A 20,598-nucleotide genomic window follows, 5' to 3' on the forward strand; every position below is an offset into this window, starting at 1 on the left:
TCCCCCTCGGGGCCAGAGAACGTCAGCTTCAGACTGTCCCGCGGGCGCGACGCCAAGGCCAGATCGCGCGCCGGGACGACGCCAAGCCATTGGACTTTGCTCACGATGGACGTCGGTTTGAGGGCGGGCATGAAAACTCTCCGTGGTCAGGCGTACCGGCGGATCCAGAGAAACAGGGCAAGCAAAAGTGCTGCCGCGAATCCGAATTCTAGCGTTTCTTGGGCGGTGGCGGCGAATATCGTCTGTGCATCGGACAGGTCGATGCCGAAGGGGGCCAGCTTGCGGCCCAGCCCGTCGATGCTCTTGGCAACGATCCCGGCGAGGACGCCCAGGCCGATCGCAACGGCCCATCCCTCCCGCGCGCGCAACGACAATCGGAAGTCCGGCCCGTTGTGGCGGATCAGCCGGTAGAGACACGTCAGGATCAGTCCGATCACGCAGGCCCCGACCGCCTTGGAGGCCAGTGGCGCATCGCCCGTATAAAGTCTCAGCTTGAGAACACCGGTTTCCATGAAACGCTTGTCGAAATCGAGTTCCCGCAGCGCCAGAAGCAGCGTGATGACCGGCAAGTGCCATTCCGGTCCGAACGCCAGGCTGGGCAGGCGCAGAACCATCATGCCTGTCACCAAAATCAGGCCGACGACGGTCGCGAGGTCCAGCGCGCCGCCCTCGGCCACGGGTCCGGCGGTCCACCAACCCACAAGAAACGCGACGCCGATCGCGGTCGCGCAGACATCGGCAAAGGGGCGCAAGCGCGGTGCATCGGCGGGAAGGGTCATCGGCATCTCCGACAGCGAGGTGTCGAAGCGGTCTAGCCCGATCACGACCGACGCAAAAGTCCGGTCAACGAAAAACCCCCGGCGCAGGGCCGGGGGTGTTCGTGTCAGGCGCTAGGCTCGGGGGTCAGGTCCGGACCCTTCGGCTTCGGCTTGGTCTTGGGCACCGCCGTCAGGCTGCTGCCGCCGGTGATGTCGCCATCGTCGTCATCGTCTCCCCGGGTCAGCGCCTCGCCGTTGATGACCTTGGTGATCTCGGGACCGGTCAGCGTCTCGTACTCCAGAAGGCCTTGGGCCAGGTTCTCCAGCGCGTCCGCCTTTTCGGTCAGGATGCGCTTGGCCGTCTGGTAGCCTTCCTCGATGATCTCGATGACCTTCTCGTCGATTTTGCGCTGCGTGTCGGCCGAATGGCTCGCCCCGCCGCCGTAGTTGCCGAGGTAGGACTGCTGCTCATTGGCATAGTCGACGAAGCCAAGCTCCTCGTGGGCATAGCCGTATTGCGTCACCATCGCGCGGGCCATTTGCGTGGCCTGCTTAATATCCTGGCTGGCCCCGGAGGTGATGTGCTCCTTACCGAAGATCAGCTCCTCGGCGACGCGCCCGCCCATCGCCATGGCGATGCGGCTGGTGAACCACAGATAACTTGCCGAAATGCGATCCCGTTCCGGCAGGGACAAAACCAGACCCAAGGCACGGCCGCGCGGGATGATCGTCGCCTTGTGGATCGGATCGTGCTGCGGAACATTCAGGCCGACGACCGCGTGACCGGCCTCGTGGTAAGCGGTCAGCTTCTTCTCGTCTTCAGTCATGACCATGGACCGGCGTTCGGCCCCCATCATGACCTTGTCCTTGGCGTTCTCGAAATCATCCATCGTGACGACGCGACGACCGATGCGGGCCGCTGCCAAGGCGGATTCGTTCACCAGGTTGGCAAGGTCCGCCCCGGAAAAACCGGGCGTGCCGCGCGCGATGATGCGCAGGTCGACGTCCGCGCCCAGCGGCACCTTCTTGGCGTGGACGCCGAGGATCTTCTCGCGTCCCTTGATGTCGGGATTGGGTACCTGAACCTGACGGTCGAAGCGGCCGGGGCGCAGCAGCGCAGGGTCAAGAACGTCGGGGCGGTTGGTGGCCGCGACGATGATGATGCCTTCGTTCGCCTCGAAGCCGTCCATCTCGACCAGAAGCTGGTTCAGCGTCTGCTCCCGCTCATCATTGCCGCCGCCATAGCCGACGCCACGCGACCGGCCAACAGCGTCGATCTCGTCGATGAACACGATACAGGGCGCGTTTTTCTTGGCCTGTTCGAACATGTCGCGCACACGGGAAGCACCGACGCCCACGAACATCTCGACGAAATCGGAGCCTGAGATGGTAAAGAACGGGACGCCAGCCTCACCGGCCACAGCCCGCGCAAGCAGGGTCTTACCGGTGCCCGGAGGGCCGACAAGCAGCGCACCTTTGGGGATCTTGCCGCCCAAGCGCGAGAATTTCTGCGGGTTGCGCAGGAATTCCACGATTTCTTCCAGGTCGTCCTTGGCTTCGTCGATGCCGGCCACGTCGTCGAAGGTCACGCGTCCTTCCTTTTGCGTCAGCAGTTTGGCCTTGGATTTGCCGAAGCCCATCGCCCCGCCTTTGCCGCCACCCTGCATCCGGTTCATGAAGAAGATCCAGACACCGATCAGCACTAGGAACGGGAGCCACAATCCCAGCGCGGACAGGAAGCCCGATTGTTGCTGGCTTTCGGCCGAGATGCGGACATCGTTGGCCAACAGCGTATCGGTGACATCCACTTCGGTCGGCTTGATCGTCACCATTTCGGTGCCGCCCGATCCGCGGAAGAAGATCTGCTCGCCGTCGAGCGTCACTTCGGACACGGCCCCGTTCTCGACCTGATTGATGAAGTCCGAATACGGAACCTCCCGGCCCGACATGGCCGAGTTTCCGCCCGAAAACAGCTGGAACAGCGCCATGACAAGGACGAATAGCAGCACCCAGAAGGCGATATTGCGCGCGTTACCCAAGGAAATTCTCCGATCTGGGCGCGGTCGTTCCGCGCCATGTCTTTGGACAGAACATAGGGTGCGCGGCGCGTGGGTTCAATTGAAGAACCGCCCGCGACGACGGAACGCCGCACGGGGGTCGCAGCGCACATCGACGGTATAGTCGCCCGAAAGACCCACGGTCGGGGCCGCGATCAGCGTATCGCCCGAACGCACGGCTGGGTGTGCCAAGGCCGATGCGCGTGGGATCGGCCCGTCTCTCCACGGGGTCAGGTCGATGTCCACGCCGAGTGCGCCAATGGTAAGGCCCGGCGCGTCCGGTCCGGTGACGTACCAGCGGTTGTCCCACCACGTGCCCAAGGCGACGCGTGGGGGACAGGCCGCCAATTCGCGGAAGATGCGGATCATGTCGTGCTTTGCCACGATGCGGCACCCGGCCAGAGTGATCCCGCCGCCGCGCGGCGCGCGCATGAAGTCCAGCAGCCGCGTCTGTTCGGGTTCGCGCGGCGGCGGGCGGTCACCGATCGCGCCGATCGCGGCGATCGCGAGGCGGCGCAGGGTGTCCGGCTCGGCCCGTACCAGGTCCTCTATCGACCCGCGGGAGATGAGCAGGTCGCCCGTCTCGTGCGTGAAGTGATCGTCGAAGATCGCGTCCAGTCGCGCGTCGATGGATTGGGCGGCCCGCGCCAGGTGCCGCGCACTGCGCGCCAGCGCCCCGTCCGTCCAACCCAGCGTGGCAAGGGCCTTGCGCACCTCGACCCGTTCGAAGCGGGTATCGTCATTCGACGGATCCGCAATTGGGTCCAGACCATGATCGGCCACGTAGCGGTGCAGACAAGTCCGACTGAGGGTCAAAAACGGGCGACCCCAGCCTTGCAGGTCGCTGTCGGTCCACCAGTCCGGCATTTCAGCCAACCCATCCAGTCCGACCCCCCGGCGCAGCCGCATGACCAGGCTTTCGACCACATCGTCACGTGTATGCCCCACCAAGACCCGCGCAATTCCGCGCGACTTAGCCCAACTGCCCAGGGCATCATAGCGGGCGGCGCGCGCGCGGGCCTGAAGGCCCGACCCATCCGGCAGTCGTAGCGTCAGGATATCATGTGGCACGCCGCGCGCGGCGCAGATCTGCGCCACCTGTCGTGCCTCCTCCGCCGCTTCGGGGCGCAAACCGTGGTCCACGGTGGCAGCCCAAATCGGCAGATCGTGCCGGGCGGCGAAAGCCCGCGCTGCGATCAGAAGGGCGAGGCTGTCGCCACCGCCCGAAACCGCGACCCCCACAGGCCCGATCCGGACGTCGTCGGACCGGGCGCGGAACAGCTGTTCGATCGCGGCTTCGGGTGTCGGATCATCCGACGCAGCCAAGGCCTGCCTGTGCCGATTGTGCCTGTGCGACGGCGGGCGAATCCGGAAAGCGGATCGCCACTTCCGACAGCGTCAGGCAGGCTTCGTCGGTTTGACCAAGATTGCCCAGCGCCGTGCCCAGCCCGACCAGCGATGCGGGCGCGCGGGGGCCTTCGGGCGTGCCCGAAAACGCCTCCAGATAGGCGCGCGCGGCGGCGGCGTGCTGATTGTCGGCAGCCAGGGCCTGACCGCGGAAGAACTGCGCATCCGTCGACAGCGGGCCAGTTGGATAGGCAGTGCTGAACTGCTCGAACAGCTGTGCGGCTTCGGCGTTGTTGCCTTCGTCGAGGGCCGCGCGGGCGCGGTCGAAATCGGCCTGCTCGCCGACCGCCAGTTGCGCGCCGCCCGGTGTGGCATCTTCGACGGGGGCCACCGGGGCGGTGCCGCCGACGACGGCACCATCGTCCGCCGCACCGCCCAGGGGGGTCGATTGGGGCAGGGCGGCCAGATCGCAATCGGGGGTCAGTTCACAAAGCTGGAACCGCAGATCCTCGATCCGCGCGCCACCGTCGCGGGCGACGCTTTCTATGCGGAAAGACAGACGCTCGGTCGTCTGCGTCATGCGCTGCAATTCGCTTTCGATGGCGTTCACACGGTCCAGCACGGTCGAGCCGCCACCGGAGCCTCCGGCGGCACCGGTCGTGTTCAACTCGCCACGCAGACCCTGCATCTCGCTTTGCAGAACGACAAGCTGTTGGCGTATGTCGGCCAGCGTCTGATCCTGCTGGGCGAAGACCGTCAGGGGCGTGACGGCCAGGGCCAGCGCGACAGTGACGGCGCGCAGCATCACACGCCTGCCCCGGCGGCCAGGACGGTCACCGCACGACGGTTCTGGCTGTAGCACGCCTCGGTCGAGCAAACTTGGAGGGGGCGTTCCTTACCGTAAGAAATGGTGCGCAGGCGATCGGCGGCGACGCCCTGGCTGATCAGATAATCGCGGGCCGCATTTGCACGGCGACCGCCGAGGGCGAGGTTGTATTCCCGCGTCCCCTGCTCGTCGGCGTGGCCTTCGACCAGCGCGGTATAGCCGGGGTTGGAGGCAAGCCAACGGGCCTGACCGGCCAGCGTGGTCTGCCCTTCGGGCGTCAGGGTGGAGGTGTCGACGGCGAAGAGAACGCGGTCGCCCACGGTCTGCTTGAAATAGGCGGCCGAGGCGGGGTCGTTTGCGCTGCCCGGAACGAAGCCGCCGGCGTTCGCCCCGCCCGCGTTCAGATCGACGGCACCTTCGGCACCGGCCCCGCCCAGGCGGTTGCCGCAGGCGGTCAGGGACATCGCGGCGATCAAAAGAATGGCTGTGGTTTTCATAACAGGTACCTCAGGGAAGAAGCGGACCCCAGGATGGGTCCGATGCCGCCGCGGGGGTCGCGGCGCGTTGAAGGTTCCGGCCGGTGATATCGACCGTATAGAGAGCGGGGGCACCGGCGGCGCCGGCGGTTTCGCGGGTAAACATCACGACCCGGCCGTTCGGGGCCCACGTCGGGCCTTCGTCCAGGAAGGCGCCCGTCAGCAGGCGCTCCTCGGACCCGTCGGTGCGCATGACGCCGATGTGGAAGCGGCCCGCATTCTGCTTGGTGAAGGCGATGTAGTCGTTGCGCGGCGACCAGACGGGCGTGCCGTAGCGACCTTCGCCGAAGCTGATCCTGTCACCTTCGCCACCCCCAGCGGGCATGATGTAGAGTTGCGGCGCGCCGGATCGATCGCTTTCGAAGACGATCCGGCTTCCATCGGGGCTGAAACTGGGGGCCGTTTCGATCGACGGGGCGGTGGTCAGGCGCGTGGTGGCCCCCGATCCGATGTCCAGCAGATAGAGGTCGGTGTTGCCCGCGACTTCCGCCGAATACACGACACGCCCGCCGTCGGGGCTGAACCGCGGGGCGAAGCTCATGTTTTGATCCACGCCGCCCACGGTCTGTTTTTGCAGGCTGGCAACGTCGATCAGGGTGACTTTGGGAAAGCCCGATTCGTAGCCCGTGTAGATGATCTTGTCGCCTGCCGGGCTGAACCGGGGTGCTAGAACGATTGCATCGGACGATGTCAGATATTGCACATTCGCGCCGTCGTAATCCATCACGCCCAGGCGTTTGAGACGCGCGTCCTTGGGCCCCTGCTCGGATACGAAGACGACGCGGCTGTCGAAATACGGGCCCTCGCCGGTGATGCGCGAATAGGCGGCGTCGGCCACCTTGTGCGCCATGCGCCGCCAGCCCTCCTGCGTGCCGACGAATTGCAGGCCTTCGCCCAGCGGCTGCTCGGATACGACGTCGAACAGACGGAACTGCACCACGATGCGTCCGTCCCCTTCGACCAGAACCGACCCGGTGATCAGGGCCTGGACGTTCACGGCCTTCCAGTCGGCGAATTGGACAGGCGCGTCGAAGCTTTCGACGCGGGCGATATGGGCGTCCTTCGGAACTTCGCGGAACAGGCCCGTGTTCGACAGATCGGCCGAGATGACGCGGGTGATATCCTCGGACAGGTCGGCGGCGGCGGCATTGCGCGCGACGAAGGTCGGCACCGCAAAGGGCATCGGGGACAGGGTCGGATCGGTGATCGTGATGCGCAGTTGCGCCTGCGCGGGCGTGATCATCGGCGCGACAAGTGCGGCGCAGGCCATCAGCGCGGCCGCTGCCATCCGCCGCAGGAGCGGGGCTTTGTACAATTCTGTCACCTGAACCTCTTTGTTTCTTGTGCGACGGTTGACCCCGGTATCGCCGGAGTGGCCGTGTTTCTCAACCTTTGGCGCGAAACCGCGCGTTGAAAAGCGAGTGATCGCGTGGGCGTGCCGTTCCGTCATGTCACCGACGCGTCGGATCGAAGGTGATGATGATGTCTTTCCAGTCTTCGAAGCTCTCGGGTGGCAGGTCGTATCCGCCATTCTGGCGCGAGCAGCCGATGATGGCCTGACGCGCACGCTCCAGCGCGATCAGGGCCGAGGCGTCGGTGCCGCCGCGCGTGCTTTCCAGTCGAATGGAGGACGACACCGGGAAGCCGTCTTCCCGCATCTCGAACCGGACCTCGACGATCGTGCGCAGCACATTCGTCGAAACCGCGCCCAGATCCCAGCAGGCCTGCACGGCCAGCCGGAAACCTTCCTTCTGTCCGTCGGACAATTGCGGACCTTCCCGCGCGGCGCTGCCACCGCCGGCATTCGCCTCGGCCAGGGCGGCGTTCACGTCGAAGCTTGGGGCTTCGGTCGGCGCGGCGTCCCCGCTGGTGTCAGGGGCGGGGGCCGGATCGGCCTCGGCGTCGGTTTCCGCAGCGGCCGTTTGCGCCGGCGCAGGTGCGGGGCGATCGGGGCGACGACCAGGCCGGGTGGAGGCTTCGGGGGCCAGCGATGTCACGACGGTCGGTTCTTCCGCGGCCGCAGGTTCGTCCGCTTCGGTCACTTCGGCCGTGGTGGTCTCCTCGGGCGCGGCCTCTTCCGGCGGCTCCTCGACGGGTTCCGGCTCCGGCTCCGGGGTCTCTGTCGGCTCTGACGGGGCTTCGACGACGGGGGCCTGTTCCACCAGGGGCGGTGGGGCGGGCGTCGGGATCTGGGCGATGCGGTCCGCCGGGCGCGGGCTGGGCCGAGTGGCGACCGGCGCATCCTCGGCCGCTGCGGGCGGTGGGGGGGCGTCGGGCGTGTCGGTCACCGCTTCGGTCGTGGGCGGTGCGACGATGCTGGCCACATCCGGCGTCGTCTCTGCCGGGGGCGGGGTGGGCGTCTCGGGGCGCGGGGCGGGATCGGGGGGCGGTGCCTCCTCGGTCGGGATCGGCGCGTCGGGCGTTTCGGGGGCTTCCGGTGCGTTCGGGGCCTCGGGCGCGGGGGCGGCGGGTCCGGGGGTGGCCGACACCAATGCGTCGAACTCGGCGCTCGACACGATGCCGACTGACGCGATCTGAAGGCTTTCCTCCGGCGTGTCGTCGCGAAAGAACCCGGCCAGAAGCGCCCAGACAATGACCCCCGCGTGGGCCGTGCCCGACAGGGCCAGCGCCGTCCGCTTTTCCATCTAGTTGCCCTGCGCCGCGTCGCCGTCGAGCGTCGGACCGCCCGCTTCGGTCACCAGGCCGATGTCGCGGAAGCCGCCGGCGTTCAGCGCCCCCATCACGACCATGATTTCACCGTAGGGCACGTTACCGTCGGCGCGCAGGAACACCTTGTTCGACGTCCGCTCGGCTGAAATGCCGCGCAGACGCGTCAGCAATTCGTCGCGTGGCACCTCCGTCGATCCGATCAGCACGCGGCCATCGGCGGCGATAGTCACGGCCAGCGGTTCTTCGTTTTCCTGTGGCAGCGGGGCGGCGGCGCTTTCGGGCAATTCGATGGGCACGCCGGCCGTCAGCAAGGGGGCCGCGACCATGAAGATGATCAGCAGCACAAGCATCACGTCGACGAAGGGCGTGACATTGATTTCGGACATCGGTTTTGCCCCGCCGCCGCCCCGCCGACTGCGGCGGCGTCCGCCGCCACCGCCCGAAGATACCGTGCCCGCCCCCATATCAGGCCGCGTCCAGTTGGCGCGACAGGATGGTGGCGAATTCGTCCGCGAAGGACTCGTAACTCGACAGGATGCGATCGGAGTCGCGGCTCAGCTTGTTGTAGAACACCACCGCGGGAATCGCCGCGACCAGGCCGATGCCGGTGGCCAGAAGGGCCTCGGCAATGCCGGGGGCCACGACAGCAAGATTGGTGTTGCCGCTGATGGCGATCTGCTCGAACGCGTGCTTGATGCCCCAGACCGTGCCGAACAGACCGATGAACGGCGCGGTCGATCCGATGGTGGCCAGAAACGTCAAACCGGACGTCAGGCGGTCGCGTTCCTTGGAGATGGCGACGTCCATGGTGCGGTCGATGCGCGACTGCGTGCCCGCGATCAGACCGCCGTCGTCGCGGTGGCTGCGCGACCATTCCTGCATCGCGCTCGCGAAGATGCGCTCGGACGCGGATTTCGGGCGATCACCGATCTGGTCGTAAAGTTCGTCCAGCGGCTCCCCGGACCAGAAGGCGCGGTCGAATGACGCGGCGTGCGACCGGGCGCGGCGGAACTGCACGACCTTCTGGAACAGGATCGCCCATACCCAGATCGAGGCCGCGAACAGCATGAGCATCACGAGCTTCACGATGAAGGTCGCGCGGATAAACAGCGACCAGAGCGAGAAGTCGATCTCGCTGGCGGCTGCCAGAACTTCGGTTTCCATTCGGACTGCCCGTTATGGTTGTGTCGGGTCGTTTGTCGACCGCGTTAGATTGAACGCAGCGTATCAAACGCAAAGGCACTTGGGTAGGTGCAACGACACATGGGCGAAATATTGCGTGCACCTGTGGCCGCTCCCGCTGCGTCGCGGTGCGGCTACCGAACCGTTCTGGCCCCGACCTGTCCGGCAATCTTCACTGGTTCGGGCTCAGCGCGATCCAACGGCTGCGGTCCGATCTCCCAAGGGGGGACATCCGACCAGTTGCACGCCTGGGTCAGCACATCGACATGACCGGTCAGATCGGACACGGGGAATGCCATCTCGCTGATCAGACCGCCCGCTTCGGCGAACCGCAGATGCAGCGTATCCGACATCAGCAGGCGTTCGATGAAGACGCGGGCCTGCTGATAGTCCCAAAGGCCAAACGCCTCCCCCCGGCTGTCGACCTGCATCCACATCTGCTCCACCGGATGATCGTCGAGGCGCAGATCAACGCTCCAGCCGTCCAGGTCGCCCGCCGGCGTGGCGCAGTCGTGCGCGATGTAGACGGCGGTCCGATCCTCCAGGCAGCGCAACAGAAGCGACGCCCGTCGACGTGGTCCGCAGGCCAGCGGCGCATCGCTGGGCACCGACAGATAGACATTGGTCAGATCGTCGAAGACCGCCGCCTCCTGCCGCAAGGTCCAGGGATCGGCACGCGGCACGGGGGTTTCGACCGGTATCACGGGCACGTCGGGCAGAACCACGTCGTCCGCCTGCGTCAGCACAATAGGCGCGGGGGGGCGATCGGCGAGGGAATAGCCGATTGTCGCGCCCGAACTGGCGGCACCGAGAAACGCGACGAGGCGGAAAGGAAAACGCATGAAGGACCCGCTGTTTTGGAGCATCCTGTCACGCGCTGGTTTAGAAACGGTTAGCGAGCCATCGCGGTCACCACGGGCGGCAACCGCCGGGGCCGACCGGCCAGATCCATACACACGATCGTCACCGTCGCGCGAAACAGCGGGAGGTCGTCGCGCAGAACCGTCTGCGCCATTTCAAACCGCGCGGGCGTCATCCGCGTCAAATCCGTCTCGACGACCAATTCGTCGTCGTAGCGGGCAGGTTTGAGGTAATCCGCTTCGACCCGGCTGACGGCAAAAACGGTGCCATCGGCGCGCATCGCGACCTGATCGACACCGGCGGCGCGCACCATTTCGGACCGGGCCCTTTCGATGAAGCGCAGATAGTTCGCGTAATAGACGATGCCCGCCAGATCGACGTCCTCGTAGTAAACGCGGATCGGCCAGCGGTGCGTCACTGCAATTTGCCCGTCCGCGCAAACAGGCGCAGGGCGTGGCTGGCGTCCTGCGCCATGGCCGGCAGAACCGGGTCATAGGCGGCGCGCATCAGGTCGGCGATGTCGGGGCGCAGCACGGCCCGATCCCCGACCATGGCAAGGGGGGACGCGTCCTGAAATGCCGTATCGGACCACAGCAGCAGCGCCTGCACCATTTGGTTGAGCGCCAACGTGTCGGCGGGGACATCGGCCAAATTCGCGTCCATGCGGATGAAAGCGAAACAGGCCTTGATCGCGCCGTCCTCCTGAAACCGGAAGATGCGGTATTGGTTCGCATCCGCCGTCTGCAGCCTTTGCGTCAAAGGTCCCAAATCCGGGATGAGACGGTCGAGGTTCGGCGTCTGGAGCAGTTCGGCCCAGTCGCGGACGAAGAAGATCATCATGTTGGCCCCAAGTTCGGGGTCGGTTTCGGCCATCTTGTGGCCCGTCAGCACGCACAGCGCCTCGATCGCGCCCTTGAAGACGCTGACCGTTGCGTCAGTGACGCCGAAAATGACCGGCACGATGGGGCGCCCCCACCGCGCGAACAGGAACTGGCCGTCGGCCCGGGTGAACAGCGCCTCGATCGCGTCGGGCGTCAGGGGGGCAAGCGGGGAGGGATCGGATGTCATGGCGGCGCAATGCCACGGGCGGCGCTTGGATTCCAGTGGGGGGCGCGCGGTCGGTCCGTTCGCGCCGCCCCGCCCTTGACGGCGACCCCGGCAGGCGGCCAAGCACCCCCCAGCATCAGGAGACGCCCCATGTCCGAAACCCCGTCCGACATCACCCCCGCCAGCTGGACCGCCTTGACCACGCTGAAGACGAAGGCGCAGGCCGAAGGCCTGGGCACCGCGCTGGAAGAGACGATCGAGCCGGACGGCGTCGGCGTCTTCGAGATGGAGGACGGATCGGGGCTTTGGGAGGTTGGCGCGTATTTCGTGGAGGAACCCGACGATACGCAGCTTGCGCTTCTGGCCGCGGCCTTCGACGCCAGGCCCTTCGTGATATCGGAGGTACCGCCGACCGATTGGGTCGCGCATGTGCGTCGCGAACTGCAACCGGTGGAGGCGGGGCGGTTCTTCGTCTACGGCAGCCACGACGCCGACCGCCTGCCCGAAGGGCGCGTCGGCCTGCTGATCGAGGCGGCGATGGCCTTCGGCACCGGCCATCATGGCACCACGCTGGGTTGTTTGAAGGCGTTCGAGGCGCTTCTGGGCGATGGTCTGAAACCCGGTCCGGTCGCCGACATCGGCGCGGGGACGGCCGTCCTCGCCATGGCGGCGGCAAAAGTGTGGTCCGACGCGCCGATCATCGCGTCGGACATCGACATGGTCGCAGTGGAGGTCGCGCAGGCCAATCTGGATGTGAACGGCCTGGCCGGCCGTGTCGAATGCGTCGAGGCGGCGGGTTTCGACCACCCGCGTCTGGTTGCGCTGGCCCCCTACGACCTGATCTTCGCCAACATCCTGATGGGTCCGTTGATCGACCTTGCCCCTGATCTGGCGGCACATGCCGCCTTGGGCGGTCACGCGATCCTGTCGGGACTGCTCAATCCGCAGGCCGACGACGTGATCGCGGCCTATGACGCCGCTGGTTGGGCGCTGGCCCGCCGGGACGAGATCGGGGATTGGACGACGCTGACGCTGACGCGGCGCTAGAACGCGAAACGGGCCGCCCGGTGGGGCGACCCGTTTTTGTCGTGAGTGAACGTCGCTGTGTTCAGCGGGCGGTCCAGCAATGGATGTCGCCACGCTCCAGCCCGATGTCGGAAAGCTCGCGGTCGGTCAGGCCCTTGAGCATCTTGACGGTCACGCGATTCTCGTTCCACGCAATGATGCGGCCGAGCAGGTTAGAGAAGGCACCCATCGTCGGGGCGGGGCGGGCGGGGGTGAAGGCGTCGAAGGTTGCCATGGAGCGGTCCTGATATCTGAAGGTCAAACGGGGGGTGCAGCCCTTTTGGCTGCCTCGGATGAGCTGCATTTAGGAGCAGTTTGCAAACTGCACAATTATCAAGCTGGAATGCCCGCCATGCGCCTTGTGCATGGCGCGAAAGCGACCCCGGCATGTCCGTTGGCGACGCGATGAAATGATCCGGGGCGGTCATCAGGCTGGCCCCATGGGATTTCGCATGCTAGCGCAGGGTAAAACAAGAACATCCATGCAGGCAGAGGTGACGGATGCGCGTGATGGGAATCGATCCGGGGCTGCGCAATTGCGGCTGGGGCGTCATCGAGGTGGACGGCCCGCGTCAGCGTCACGTCGCCAACGGCACCGTTCGGCCCGAAGGCAAGGCAATGGGCGATCGCCTGTTGTCGCTACATCAGCTTTTGTCGGCGGTCTTCGCGGCCATGGCACCCGATGCCTGCGCGGTCGAGCAGACGTTCGTGAACCGCGACGGGGCCGGCACGCTGAAGCTGGGGCAGGCGCGGGGCGTCGTGATGCTGGTGCCCGCGCAGGCCGGTCTGACCGTCGGCGAATATGCCCCCAACGCGGTCAAGAAGGCGGTGGTCGGCGTCGGCCATGCGCATAAGAACCAGATCCTGCACATGGTGAAGATGCAGTTGCCGGGATGCGACCCGCATTCGCCCGACGCCGCCGATGCGCTGGCCATCGCGCTGTGCCACGCTGCGCATGTTCAGACCTCGGGGCGGTTGGCCGCGGCGGTGGCCCGTGCCTGAGGCGGGCGCATGATCGGGCGCCTGACCGGACGGTTGGACCACAAGGCGTCGGACCACGTCCTTCTGGATGTTCAGGGCGTTGGATATCTCGTCTATTGCTCCGACCGCACGCTGGCGGCCTTGCCGCCGGTGAAATCACCCGTCGCCCTTTGGACCGAACTTCTGGTGCGGGAAGATCTGTTGCAATTGTTCGGATTTCTGACCGTGCAGGAGAGGGAGTGGCACCGCCTGCTGACGTCCGTTCAGGGGATCGGAGCCAAGGGGTCGCTGGCCATTCTTGGCACGCTCGGGGCCGACGGCGTCGGACGCGCCATCGCGCTGGGCGATGCGGCGGCGGTGAAGGCGGCCCCAGGCGTCGGCCCCAAGATCGCGCAGCGCGTGGTGTTGGAGTTGAAGGGCAAGGCCCCCGCCATGATGCTGATGGAGGGGGGCACCGACGACGCCCTGATCGACACGCCGCAGGCCGCGCAGGTCGCCGTAGCGAAACCCAAGGCCATCGCGGCCAGCGCAGAGGCCCTGTCGGCGCTGTCTAACCTGGGCTACGCCCCCGCCGACGCCGCCCGCGCGGTGGCCGAAGCGGCGGACGGCGCGGACACGACAAGCGACCTGATCCGCGCGGCGCTCAAGCTGTTGGCCCCGAGGGAGTGAGATGATGGACCGCGATCCCATGCTGGACGCAAGCTTGCCGGACGAGGTTTCGGACGATCGCGCGCTGCGGCCTCAGACACTGGGCGAATTCATCGGGCAGGCCGAGGCGCGGGCAAACCTGGGCGTGTTCATCGAAAGCGCGCGCAGGCGCGGGCAGTCGATGGACCACGTGCTGTTTCACGGGCCGCCCGGCCTGGGCAAGACGACGCTGGCGCAGATCATGGCGCGCGAATTGGGCGTGGGGTTTCGCATGACCTCCGGCCCGGTGCTGGCCAAGGCTGGCGACCTCGCCGCGATTCTGACCAACCTAGAGGCGCGCGACGTTCTGTTCATCGACGAGATCCACCGCCTGTCCCCGGTGGTGGAGGAGGTCCTTTATCCTGCGCTGGAGGATTTCGCGCTGGACCTCGTGATCGGCGAAGGGCCGGCGGCGCGCACCGTGCGCATCGACCTGCAGCCTTTTACCCTGGTCGGGGCGACGACGCGGCTGGGCTTGTTGACGACGCCGCTGCGCGACAGGTTCGGCATTCCGACCCGGCTGGAATTCTATACCGTGCCCGAGCTGCATCAGATCGTGACGCGCGGCGCCCGGCTGATGGGGGCACCCGCCACCGACGACGGTGCGCAGGAAATCGCGCGGCGCGCGCGCGGCACGCCACGGATCGCCGGTCGCCTGCTGCGCCGGGTCGTCGATTTCGCCGTGGTCGAGGGGGACGGCACGGTCACGTCGGCCATCGCCGACCGTGCGCTGACGCGGTTGGGCGTCGACCATCTTGGGCTGGATGGTGCCGACCGTCGGTATCTGCGGCTGGTGGCCGAAAACTATGGCGGCGGCCCCGTGGGCATCGAAACGATGGCGGCGGCCCTGTCGGAAAGCCGCGACGCGTTGGAAGAGGTGATCGAGCCGTATCTGCTGCAGCAGGGATTAATCGCGCGCACCCCGCGGGGCCGCGTGCTGGCGCAGAAGGGGTGGACGCACCTGGGCCTGGATGTGCCGAAACGCGACGACCTTTTTGGCTGAAATTTCGGGCATCGGCACCGGCGCAGCCGTAAATCTGCGCCCGGCGGGCTTTCCACCTTCGGGTTGACCCCTTAAGTATCGGAAACCGCGACGCGAGGCCCTGGCGATGATCAAGCTTGATATCCTGTCCGATCCGATCTGTCCCTGGTGTCATATCGGAAAGGCGAACCTTTTCCGCGCGTTGCAAAAGCATCCCGACCAGCCGTTCACCCTGGAATGGCACCCGTTCCAATTGAACCCGGACATGCCTGAGGGCGGGATGGATCGACGCGATTACCTGGAGTCGAAATTCGGCGGCAAGGACGGTGCGGTCCGCGCCTATGCCCCGGTCGTGGACGCGGCAGAGGCCGCCGGGCTGACGATCGATTTCGAGGCGATCAAGGTCACGCCCAACACGCTTGACGCCCATCGTCTGATCCATTGGGCCGGGCTGGAGCAGAAGCAGACCCATGTCGTTCAGGCCCTGTTCGAGGCGTATTTCGAGACCGGGCGCGACATCGGCGATATCGCCACCCTGACCGACATCGGAGCGACCTGCGGAATGGACCGGCAGATGCTGGAGCGGCTGTTCGCGTCCGATGCTGACCGCGAGGACGTGCGCGCCCGCGATGCCCATGCGCGGGCGCGCGGCGTCACCGGCGTGCCCACCTTCGTGATAGCGAACCAGCACGTCCTGCGCGGTGCGCAGCCGCCGGAATTGTGGGCGCAAGTGATCGAAGAGATCGTGGAGCAGTTGCGCACGCAGCCGGATGCGGGGACCGCGTGAGCGGCGAGCCCAACCTGACCGTCCAGCCCCGGCCCGAGCCGATGCCACCCCAGCCCCCCCGCGCCGCGCCGCGGGTGCCCGGTGCGCTGTCGAAGGCAGAGTTCGTGGCGCTGATGGCCATGACATCCGCCACGATCGCGTTTTCCATCGATGCGATGTTGCCGGCCTTGCCGGCGATCGGTGCCGCGCTGGCCCCCGACGCGCCCAACACCGCGCAACTGGTCATCGTGGCCTTCGTTTTCGGCATGGGGCTGGGCACGTTATTCGCGGGGCCATTGTCGGACGCGCTTGGGCGCAAGCGGGTGATGATCGGCGGCGCGGTGATCTATTCGATTGCCGCCGCTGCCTGCACCGTCGCGCCCAGCCTAGAGACGCTTCTTCTGCTTCGCGTGGCTCAGGGGGTCGGCGCTTCGGGGCCGCGGGTGGTGGCACAGGCGATGGTGCGTGACCTGTATGCGGGGCGCGGCATGGCGCAGGTCGCAAGCCTCGTTATGATGATTTTCGTGCTGGTTCCGGCCATCGCGCCGCTGATCGGGGCGTGGATCATCGCGGGCTTCGGGTGGCGCGGCGTGTTCTGGGCCTTCGTCGCATTTTCCGCTGTGTCGAGCCTATGGCTGCTGATCCGCCAGCCCGAGACGTTACCTGCGGACCTGCGCCGACCGCTGCGTCTGACGAAGCTGCGGGCCGCGGCGGCCGAGGTGTTCGCCAATGGCAACGTCGTCCGCGCGATTACGGTGCAGACCCTGGTGTTCGGGATGCTGTTCGCCACAATCACGAGCGTTCAGCAGACCTATGCGCAGACCTTCGACCGGGCGGAGAGTTTCCCTTTGTGGTTCGGTATGGTCGCGCTGCTGTCGGGGATCGCGTCTTTCGCCAATGCCGCGCTGGTCACGCGATTGGGGATGCCATTCCTGATCCGTGTCGCACTTGGCTGGCATATGGGGTTGTCGGTGATCCTGGGCCTGGCCTGGATCGCGGGGCTAATCCCGGCGGCGTGGACGTTCCCGGCATTCGTGATCTGGCAAGTCAGCGTCTTTGCCATGGCGGGCCTGTGCATTGGTAATCTGAACGCACTTGCCATGCAGCCGATGGGGCATATTGCGGGCATGGCTTCGTCGATCATCTCGGCCGTCTCGACGATTATGGCGGTGTTCGTGGCTGCCCCGATCGGACTGTCGTTCGACGGCACGCCGGTGCCGCTGTTTATCGGTGTGGCGCTGTGTGCCGGGATCGGCCTGCTCCTCGCGCGCAGACTGCGCGAGGTCTGACGGGTCAGTCGGACTTCTGCTTGGCGACGCCGGCATGGACGGCCAGATCGCGGGCGATCGAGAACGCTCCCTTGATGCGGTCGGCCTCGGACGGGAAATCCTGAATCACGACCAGTTTGTCGCCCTTGATCTTGGCCGCGCCCTTCTTCGACTTGATGAAATCCACCAGGCCCTCGGGCCGCGCGAAGCGGTTGGCGTGGAATTCGACGGTCGCGCCCTTGGCCCCGACGTTCAGCTTCTCGACGCCGGCGGCCTTGCACAGCGCCTTGATGCGCACGATGCGCAGCAGGACGTTCACGTCGCGGGGCAGGGGGCCGAAACGGTCGATGAGTTCGGCTGCGAAGCCCTCCAGCTCGACCTTTCGATCCAAGCCCGACAGGCGACGGTAGAGGCCCAGGCGGGTGTCGAGGTCCGACACGTAGTCTTCGGGGATGAGGACCGGCACGCCGAGGTTGATCTGCGGCGACCAATCGTCGGACAGCGCGTCGGGCAGGTCGGCCTTGCCGGACTTCAGCTTGTCGATCGTCTCTTGCAGCATGCTCTGGTACAACTCCAATCCGACCTCCTTCATCTGACCGGATTGCTCCTCGCCGATGATGTTGCCGCCGCCGCGCAGGTCGAGGTCCTGGCTGGCGATGTTGAAGCCCGCGCCGAGCGCGTCGATGGAGCCGAGGACTTTCAGGCGGCGCTCTGCGGTCGTCGTCAGCTTCGCGCGCGGCTTGGTGGTGAGGAAGGCATAGGCGCGCGTCTTGGAACGGCCGACGCGCCCCCTGATCTGGTAGAGTTGACTGAGGCCGAACATGTCGGCGCGCCAGACGATCATCGTGTTGGCCGTCGGGATGTCGATGCCCGATTCGATGATCGTGGTGGACAGCAGTACGTCGTATTTGCCGTCGTAAAAGGCGTTCATCCTATCGTCGAGGTCGCCCGCCGCGAGTTGCCCGTGGGCAATGACGTAGCTGAGTTCGGGAAGCTGTTCGCGGAGGAACGCCTCCATCTCCGACAGGTCGGAGATGCGCGGGACGACGACGAAGCTCTGCCCGCCGCGGTAGTGTTCGCGCAGCAGTGCCTCGCGGACCTGCACCGTGTCGAACTCCGAGACGTAGGTGCGGATGGCCAGACGGTCGACGGGGGGCGTGCCGATGATCGACAGGTCGCGCACGCCGGTCAGCGACATTTGCAGCGTGCGGGGGATGGGCGTGGCCGACAAAGTCAGAACATGCACGTCGGAGCGCATTTCCTTGAGGCGTTCCTTGTGTGTAACGCCGAAATGCTGCTCCTCGTCGATGATGAGAAGGCCCAGGTCCTTGAACTTGACCGCTTTCGCCAGCAACGCGTGGGTGCCGATGGCGATGTCGACGGTGCCATCGGTCAGGCCGGCGCGTGTCTCGTTGGCGTTCTTGGTGGTGACGAAGCGGGACAGCTGGCGGACGTTGATGGGCAGGCCACGGAACCGGTCCTCGAATGACTTGGCATGCTGGCGGGCCAGCAGGGTGGTGGGGGCGATGACGGCGACCTGCTTGCCCGCCGTTGCCGCGATGAAAGCGGCGCGCATGGCGACCTCGGTCTTGCCGAAGCCGACGTCGCCGACGATCAGGCGGTCCATCGGTTTGCCCGAGGCGAGGTCTTCGGCGACATCCTCGATCGCCTGCATCTGATCGTCGGTCTCCTCGTAGGGGAAGCGCGCGGCGAAGCCTTCGTACATGTCGGCGGGCGGCTCCAACTGCGGTGCCTTGCGCAGCGCGCGTTCGGCGGCGATGCGCATTAGGCGTTCGGCGATCTGGCGGATCCGTTCCTTCAGGCGGGCCTTGCGGGCCTGCCACGCGCCGCCGCCCAGTTTGTCGAGCAGCCCCTCTTCCTGCCCGTAACGCGACAACAATTCGATGTTTTCGACCGGCAGGAACAGGCGGTCGCCGCCCGCATATTCCAACGTCAGACATTCGTGCGGTGCCCCGGCAGCGGTCACCGTCTCCAGCCCGATGAAGCGCCCGACGCCGTGATCCACGTGAACGACCAGGTCGCCGACAGACAGCGCCTGCGCCTCGGTCAGGAAATTCTCGGCACGGCGCTTCTTTTTCTTGCCGCGGATCAGCCGCTCACCCAGCACGTCCTGCTCGGAGATGACGGTAAGCCTTCCCTTTCCGACAGGACCTTCCCACCCGCGATCCAGCGCCCAGATGGCCAGGCCGACCTCGCCCTTGGCGACCTCCTCCAACCGTCTGATAGCCTTCAGTCCGGTGACGCCCTGGTCGTCGAGCAGGCCTTGCAAACGTTCGCGCGCCCCGCCGGAATAGGAAGCGATGACGACACCGCCATCGGCGCGCTTGGCCGCGATGTGATCGGCCAGGGTCTCGAACAGGCTGATATTCTCCAACTGCCGCTCGGGCGCGAAGCTGCGCCCGATGCGTCCGCCCGCGTCGATGACGTTCGGGCCGGGCGCGGTCTGCAGCGGCGACAGATGCAGCGTCCGCGTCCGGGCCAGCACCGTGTCGAGATCGTCGGGGCGCACATACAGGGTTTCCGGGCGTGCGGGCTTATAGACGGAATCGACGCGTCCCTTGGCCTTCATTGCTTCGGCCCGATTGTCGTACATGTCGGCGATCTGATCCCAACGGTCGGCGTGGTGCCCAAGGGTGCCATTGTCGAGCACGAAGGTCGCGTCCGGCAGGTAGTCGGGCAATGTCTCCAGCGTTTCGTAGTAGAACGGCAGCCAATGCTCCGCGCCTTGCGTCCGCTTGCCGGCGGAAATGCTTTCGTAAAGCGGATCGTCGGTTCCCGCGGCGCCGAATTCCAGGCGGTACGTCTGCCGGAACCGGGTGATCGCGGGGCCATCCAGAATGACCTCCGATACCGGGGCAAGTTCAATCATCTCGAGTTGATCGGTGGTCCGCTGCGTCACGGCGTCGAACCGGCGCAGGCCGTCGAGCGTGTCACCGAACAGGTCCAGACGCACCGGCAGTTTCTGCCCCGGTGGCCAGATGTCGATGATGCCGCCACGCGGGCTCCAATCGCCCGGCTCCATGACCGTCGGCGTCTGGGTGAACCCCATACGCACCAGAAAGTGCCGCAGGGCATCTTCATCGATCCGCTGGTTGAGCCGGGCGGAAAAGCCAGCCCCCTTGAGAACGGCACGGGGCGGTAATTTCTGGGTCAGCGCGCCCAACGTCGTCAGCAGGATGAACTTGCCGGTGAAGCCGTGGGCCAGCGCGGTCAGCGTCGCCATTCGGGTGGCCGACACTTCGGCGGCCGGGGACAATCGGTCGTAGGGCAGGACATCCCAGGCCGGGAACCGCAGGACGGTGACACCGCCCTGATGCGCACGCAGCGCGGCTGCCATCGCCTCGGCCCGTTTATCGTCGCGCGCGACGTGGACGACCGGCTTTCCGGCCTCCAGCTCTTTGAGCAGGACGCGGGCGTCGAAGCCTTCGGGCGCGCCACCGACTCGGATATGGCCGGCAGGCAGGGCGGTCGGGGCGGCAGGGGCGGCGGTGTTGGGCATTTTGGTCAGGTAACGGCAGGGGAGGCGGTGTCAACCGTGCCGGCG

The 20,598-nt window shown here is 66.3% G+C and carries 20 protein-coding genes; 6 read left to right on the forward strand and 14 right to left on the reverse strand.

Going from position 1 to position 20,598, the window contains the following annotated elements; translation table 11 throughout:
- Nucleotides 1-146: 146 nt before the first annotated feature.
- From JDO7802_RS09595 to JDO7802_RS09650, 12 genes are all read right to left on the reverse strand, one after another.
- Nucleotides 147-779 (reverse strand): hypothetical protein, encoded by a 633-nt coding sequence (locus JDO7802_RS09595; RefSeq protein WP_144430587.1) that lies wholly within the window; start codon nucleotides 777-779, stop codon nucleotides 147-149.
- Nucleotides 780-883: 104 nt separating this feature from the next.
- Nucleotides 884-2,797, reverse strand: a complete 1,914-nt coding sequence (gene ftsH, locus JDO7802_RS09600) for an ATP-dependent zinc metalloprotease FtsH (RefSeq protein ID WP_055085027.1) — start codon at nucleotides 2,795-2,797, stop codon at nucleotides 884-886.
- Nucleotides 2,798-2,872: 75 nt separating this feature from the next.
- A complete protein-coding gene (tilS, locus tag JDO7802_RS09605; protein WP_055085028.1) occupies nucleotides 2,873-4,141 on the reverse strand; it encodes a tRNA lysidine(34) synthetase TilS in 1,269 nt (422 codons plus the stop codon).
- A complete protein-coding gene (ybgF, locus tag JDO7802_RS09610; RefSeq protein WP_055085030.1) occupies nucleotides 4,125-4,967 on the reverse strand; it encodes a tol-pal system protein YbgF in 843 nt (280 codons plus the stop codon). The genes tilS and ybgF overlap by 17 nt, the downstream gene beginning before the upstream one ends.
- Complete coding sequence (gene pal, locus JDO7802_RS09615; RefSeq protein WP_055085032.1) at nucleotides 4,967-5,485, reverse strand: peptidoglycan-associated lipoprotein Pal; 519 nt, start codon at nucleotides 5,483-5,485, stop codon at nucleotides 4,967-4,969. The genes ybgF and pal overlap by 1 nt, the downstream gene beginning before the upstream one ends.
- 10 nt (nucleotides 5,486-5,495) lie before the next feature.
- The gene (tolB, locus tag JDO7802_RS09620) at nucleotides 5,496-6,812 is read right to left on the reverse strand and encodes a Tol-Pal system beta propeller repeat protein TolB (protein ID WP_055085034.1); all 1,317 of its coding nucleotides are present in this window, start codon (nucleotides 6,810-6,812) and stop codon (nucleotides 5,496-5,498) included.
- 163 nt (nucleotides 6,813-6,975) lie between these two features.
- A complete protein-coding gene (gene tolA, locus JDO7802_RS09625; RefSeq protein ID WP_055085036.1) occupies nucleotides 6,976-8,169 on the reverse strand; it encodes a cell envelope integrity protein TolA in 1,194 nt (397 codons plus the stop codon).
- Nucleotides 8,170-8,658: a protein TolR gene (gene tolR / locus JDO7802_RS09630; RefSeq protein ID WP_055085039.1), complete on the reverse strand. Its 489-nt coding sequence runs from the start codon at nucleotides 8,656-8,658 to the stop codon at nucleotides 8,170-8,172.
- Nucleotide 8,659: 1 nt separating this feature from the next.
- The gene (tolQ, locus tag JDO7802_RS09635; RefSeq protein WP_055085041.1) at nucleotides 8,660-9,358 is read right to left on the reverse strand and encodes a protein TolQ; all 699 of its coding nucleotides are present in this window, start codon (nucleotides 9,356-9,358) and stop codon (nucleotides 8,660-8,662) included.
- Nucleotides 9,359-9,510: 152 nt separating this feature from the next.
- Entirely contained in the window at nucleotides 9,511-10,218 is a 708-nt protein-coding gene (locus JDO7802_RS09640) for a type VI secretion system-associated protein TagO (RefSeq protein WP_055085043.1), read from the reverse strand.
- A gap of 50 nt (nucleotides 10,219-10,268) precedes the next feature.
- A complete protein-coding gene (gene ybgC / locus JDO7802_RS09645) occupies nucleotides 10,269-10,655 on the reverse strand; it encodes a tol-pal system-associated acyl-CoA thioesterase (protein ID WP_055085045.1) in 387 nt (128 codons plus the stop codon).
- Nucleotides 10,652-11,305, reverse strand: coding sequence for a hypothetical protein (locus JDO7802_RS09650; RefSeq protein ID WP_055085047.1), 654 nt, complete (start codon nucleotides 11,303-11,305; stop codon nucleotides 10,652-10,654). The genes ybgC and JDO7802_RS09650 overlap by 4 nt, the downstream gene beginning before the upstream one ends.
- Nucleotides 11,306-11,434: 129 nt before the next feature.
- Here JDO7802_RS09650 and JDO7802_RS09655 point away from each other — a divergent pair, with 129 nt between their 5' ends.
- Complete coding sequence (locus JDO7802_RS09655) at nucleotides 11,435-12,331, forward strand: 50S ribosomal protein L11 methyltransferase (protein ID WP_055085049.1); 897 nt, start codon at nucleotides 11,435-11,437, stop codon at nucleotides 12,329-12,331.
- A gap of 61 nt (nucleotides 12,332-12,392) precedes the next feature.
- On the opposite strand, the gene JDO7802_RS09660 is transcribed toward JDO7802_RS09655, so the two are convergent.
- Nucleotides 12,393-12,584 (reverse strand): DUF1127 domain-containing protein, encoded by a 192-nt coding sequence (locus tag JDO7802_RS09660; protein WP_055085051.1) that lies wholly within the window; start codon nucleotides 12,582-12,584, stop codon nucleotides 12,393-12,395.
- Between the two features lie 266 nt (nucleotides 12,585-12,850).
- Here JDO7802_RS09660 and ruvC point away from each other — a divergent pair, with 266 nt between their 5' ends.
- The 5 genes from ruvC (at nucleotide 12,851) to JDO7802_RS09685 (ending at nucleotide 17,054) form a co-directional block, all read left to right on the forward strand.
- Entirely contained in the window at nucleotides 12,851-13,351 is a 501-nt protein-coding gene (gene ruvC, locus JDO7802_RS09665; RefSeq protein WP_055085053.1) for a crossover junction endodeoxyribonuclease RuvC, read from the forward strand.
- Nucleotides 13,352-13,360: 9 nt separating this feature from the next.
- Nucleotides 13,361-13,999 (forward strand): Holliday junction branch migration protein RuvA, encoded by a 639-nt coding sequence (gene ruvA, locus JDO7802_RS09670; RefSeq protein ID WP_055085054.1) that lies wholly within the window; start codon nucleotides 13,361-13,363, stop codon nucleotides 13,997-13,999.
- A gap of 1 nt (nucleotide 14,000) precedes the next feature.
- Nucleotides 14,001-15,020 carry a Holliday junction branch migration DNA helicase RuvB gene (gene ruvB, locus JDO7802_RS09675; RefSeq protein WP_055085056.1) on the forward strand — a complete coding sequence of 340 codons (1,020 nt, stop codon included), beginning with the start codon at nucleotides 14,001-14,003 and terminating at the stop codon, nucleotides 15,018-15,020.
- A gap of 106 nt (nucleotides 15,021-15,126) precedes the next feature.
- On the forward strand, nucleotides 15,127-15,786 hold the full coding sequence (locus JDO7802_RS09680) for a DsbA family oxidoreductase (RefSeq protein WP_055085058.1): 660 nt from the start codon (nucleotides 15,127-15,129) through the stop codon (nucleotides 15,784-15,786).
- 41 nt (nucleotides 15,787-15,827) lie between these two features.
- Nucleotides 15,828-17,054, forward strand: a complete 1,227-nt coding sequence (locus tag JDO7802_RS09685) for a multidrug effflux MFS transporter (RefSeq protein WP_055087190.1) — start codon at nucleotides 15,828-15,830, stop codon at nucleotides 17,052-17,054.
- Nucleotides 17,055-17,058: 4 nt separating this feature from the next.
- Here the strand turns inward: JDO7802_RS09685 and mfd are convergent, their stop codons facing one another.
- A complete protein-coding gene (gene mfd, locus JDO7802_RS09690) occupies nucleotides 17,059-20,553 on the reverse strand; it encodes a transcription-repair coupling factor (protein WP_055085061.1) in 3,495 nt (1,164 codons plus the stop codon).
- Between the last annotated feature and the right edge of the window lie 45 nt (nucleotides 20,554-20,598).

It is taken from the genome of Jannaschia donghaensis, assembly GCF_001403795.1.
GTDB lineage: Bacteria > Pseudomonadota > Alphaproteobacteria > Rhodobacterales > Rhodobacteraceae > Jannaschia > Jannaschia donghaensis.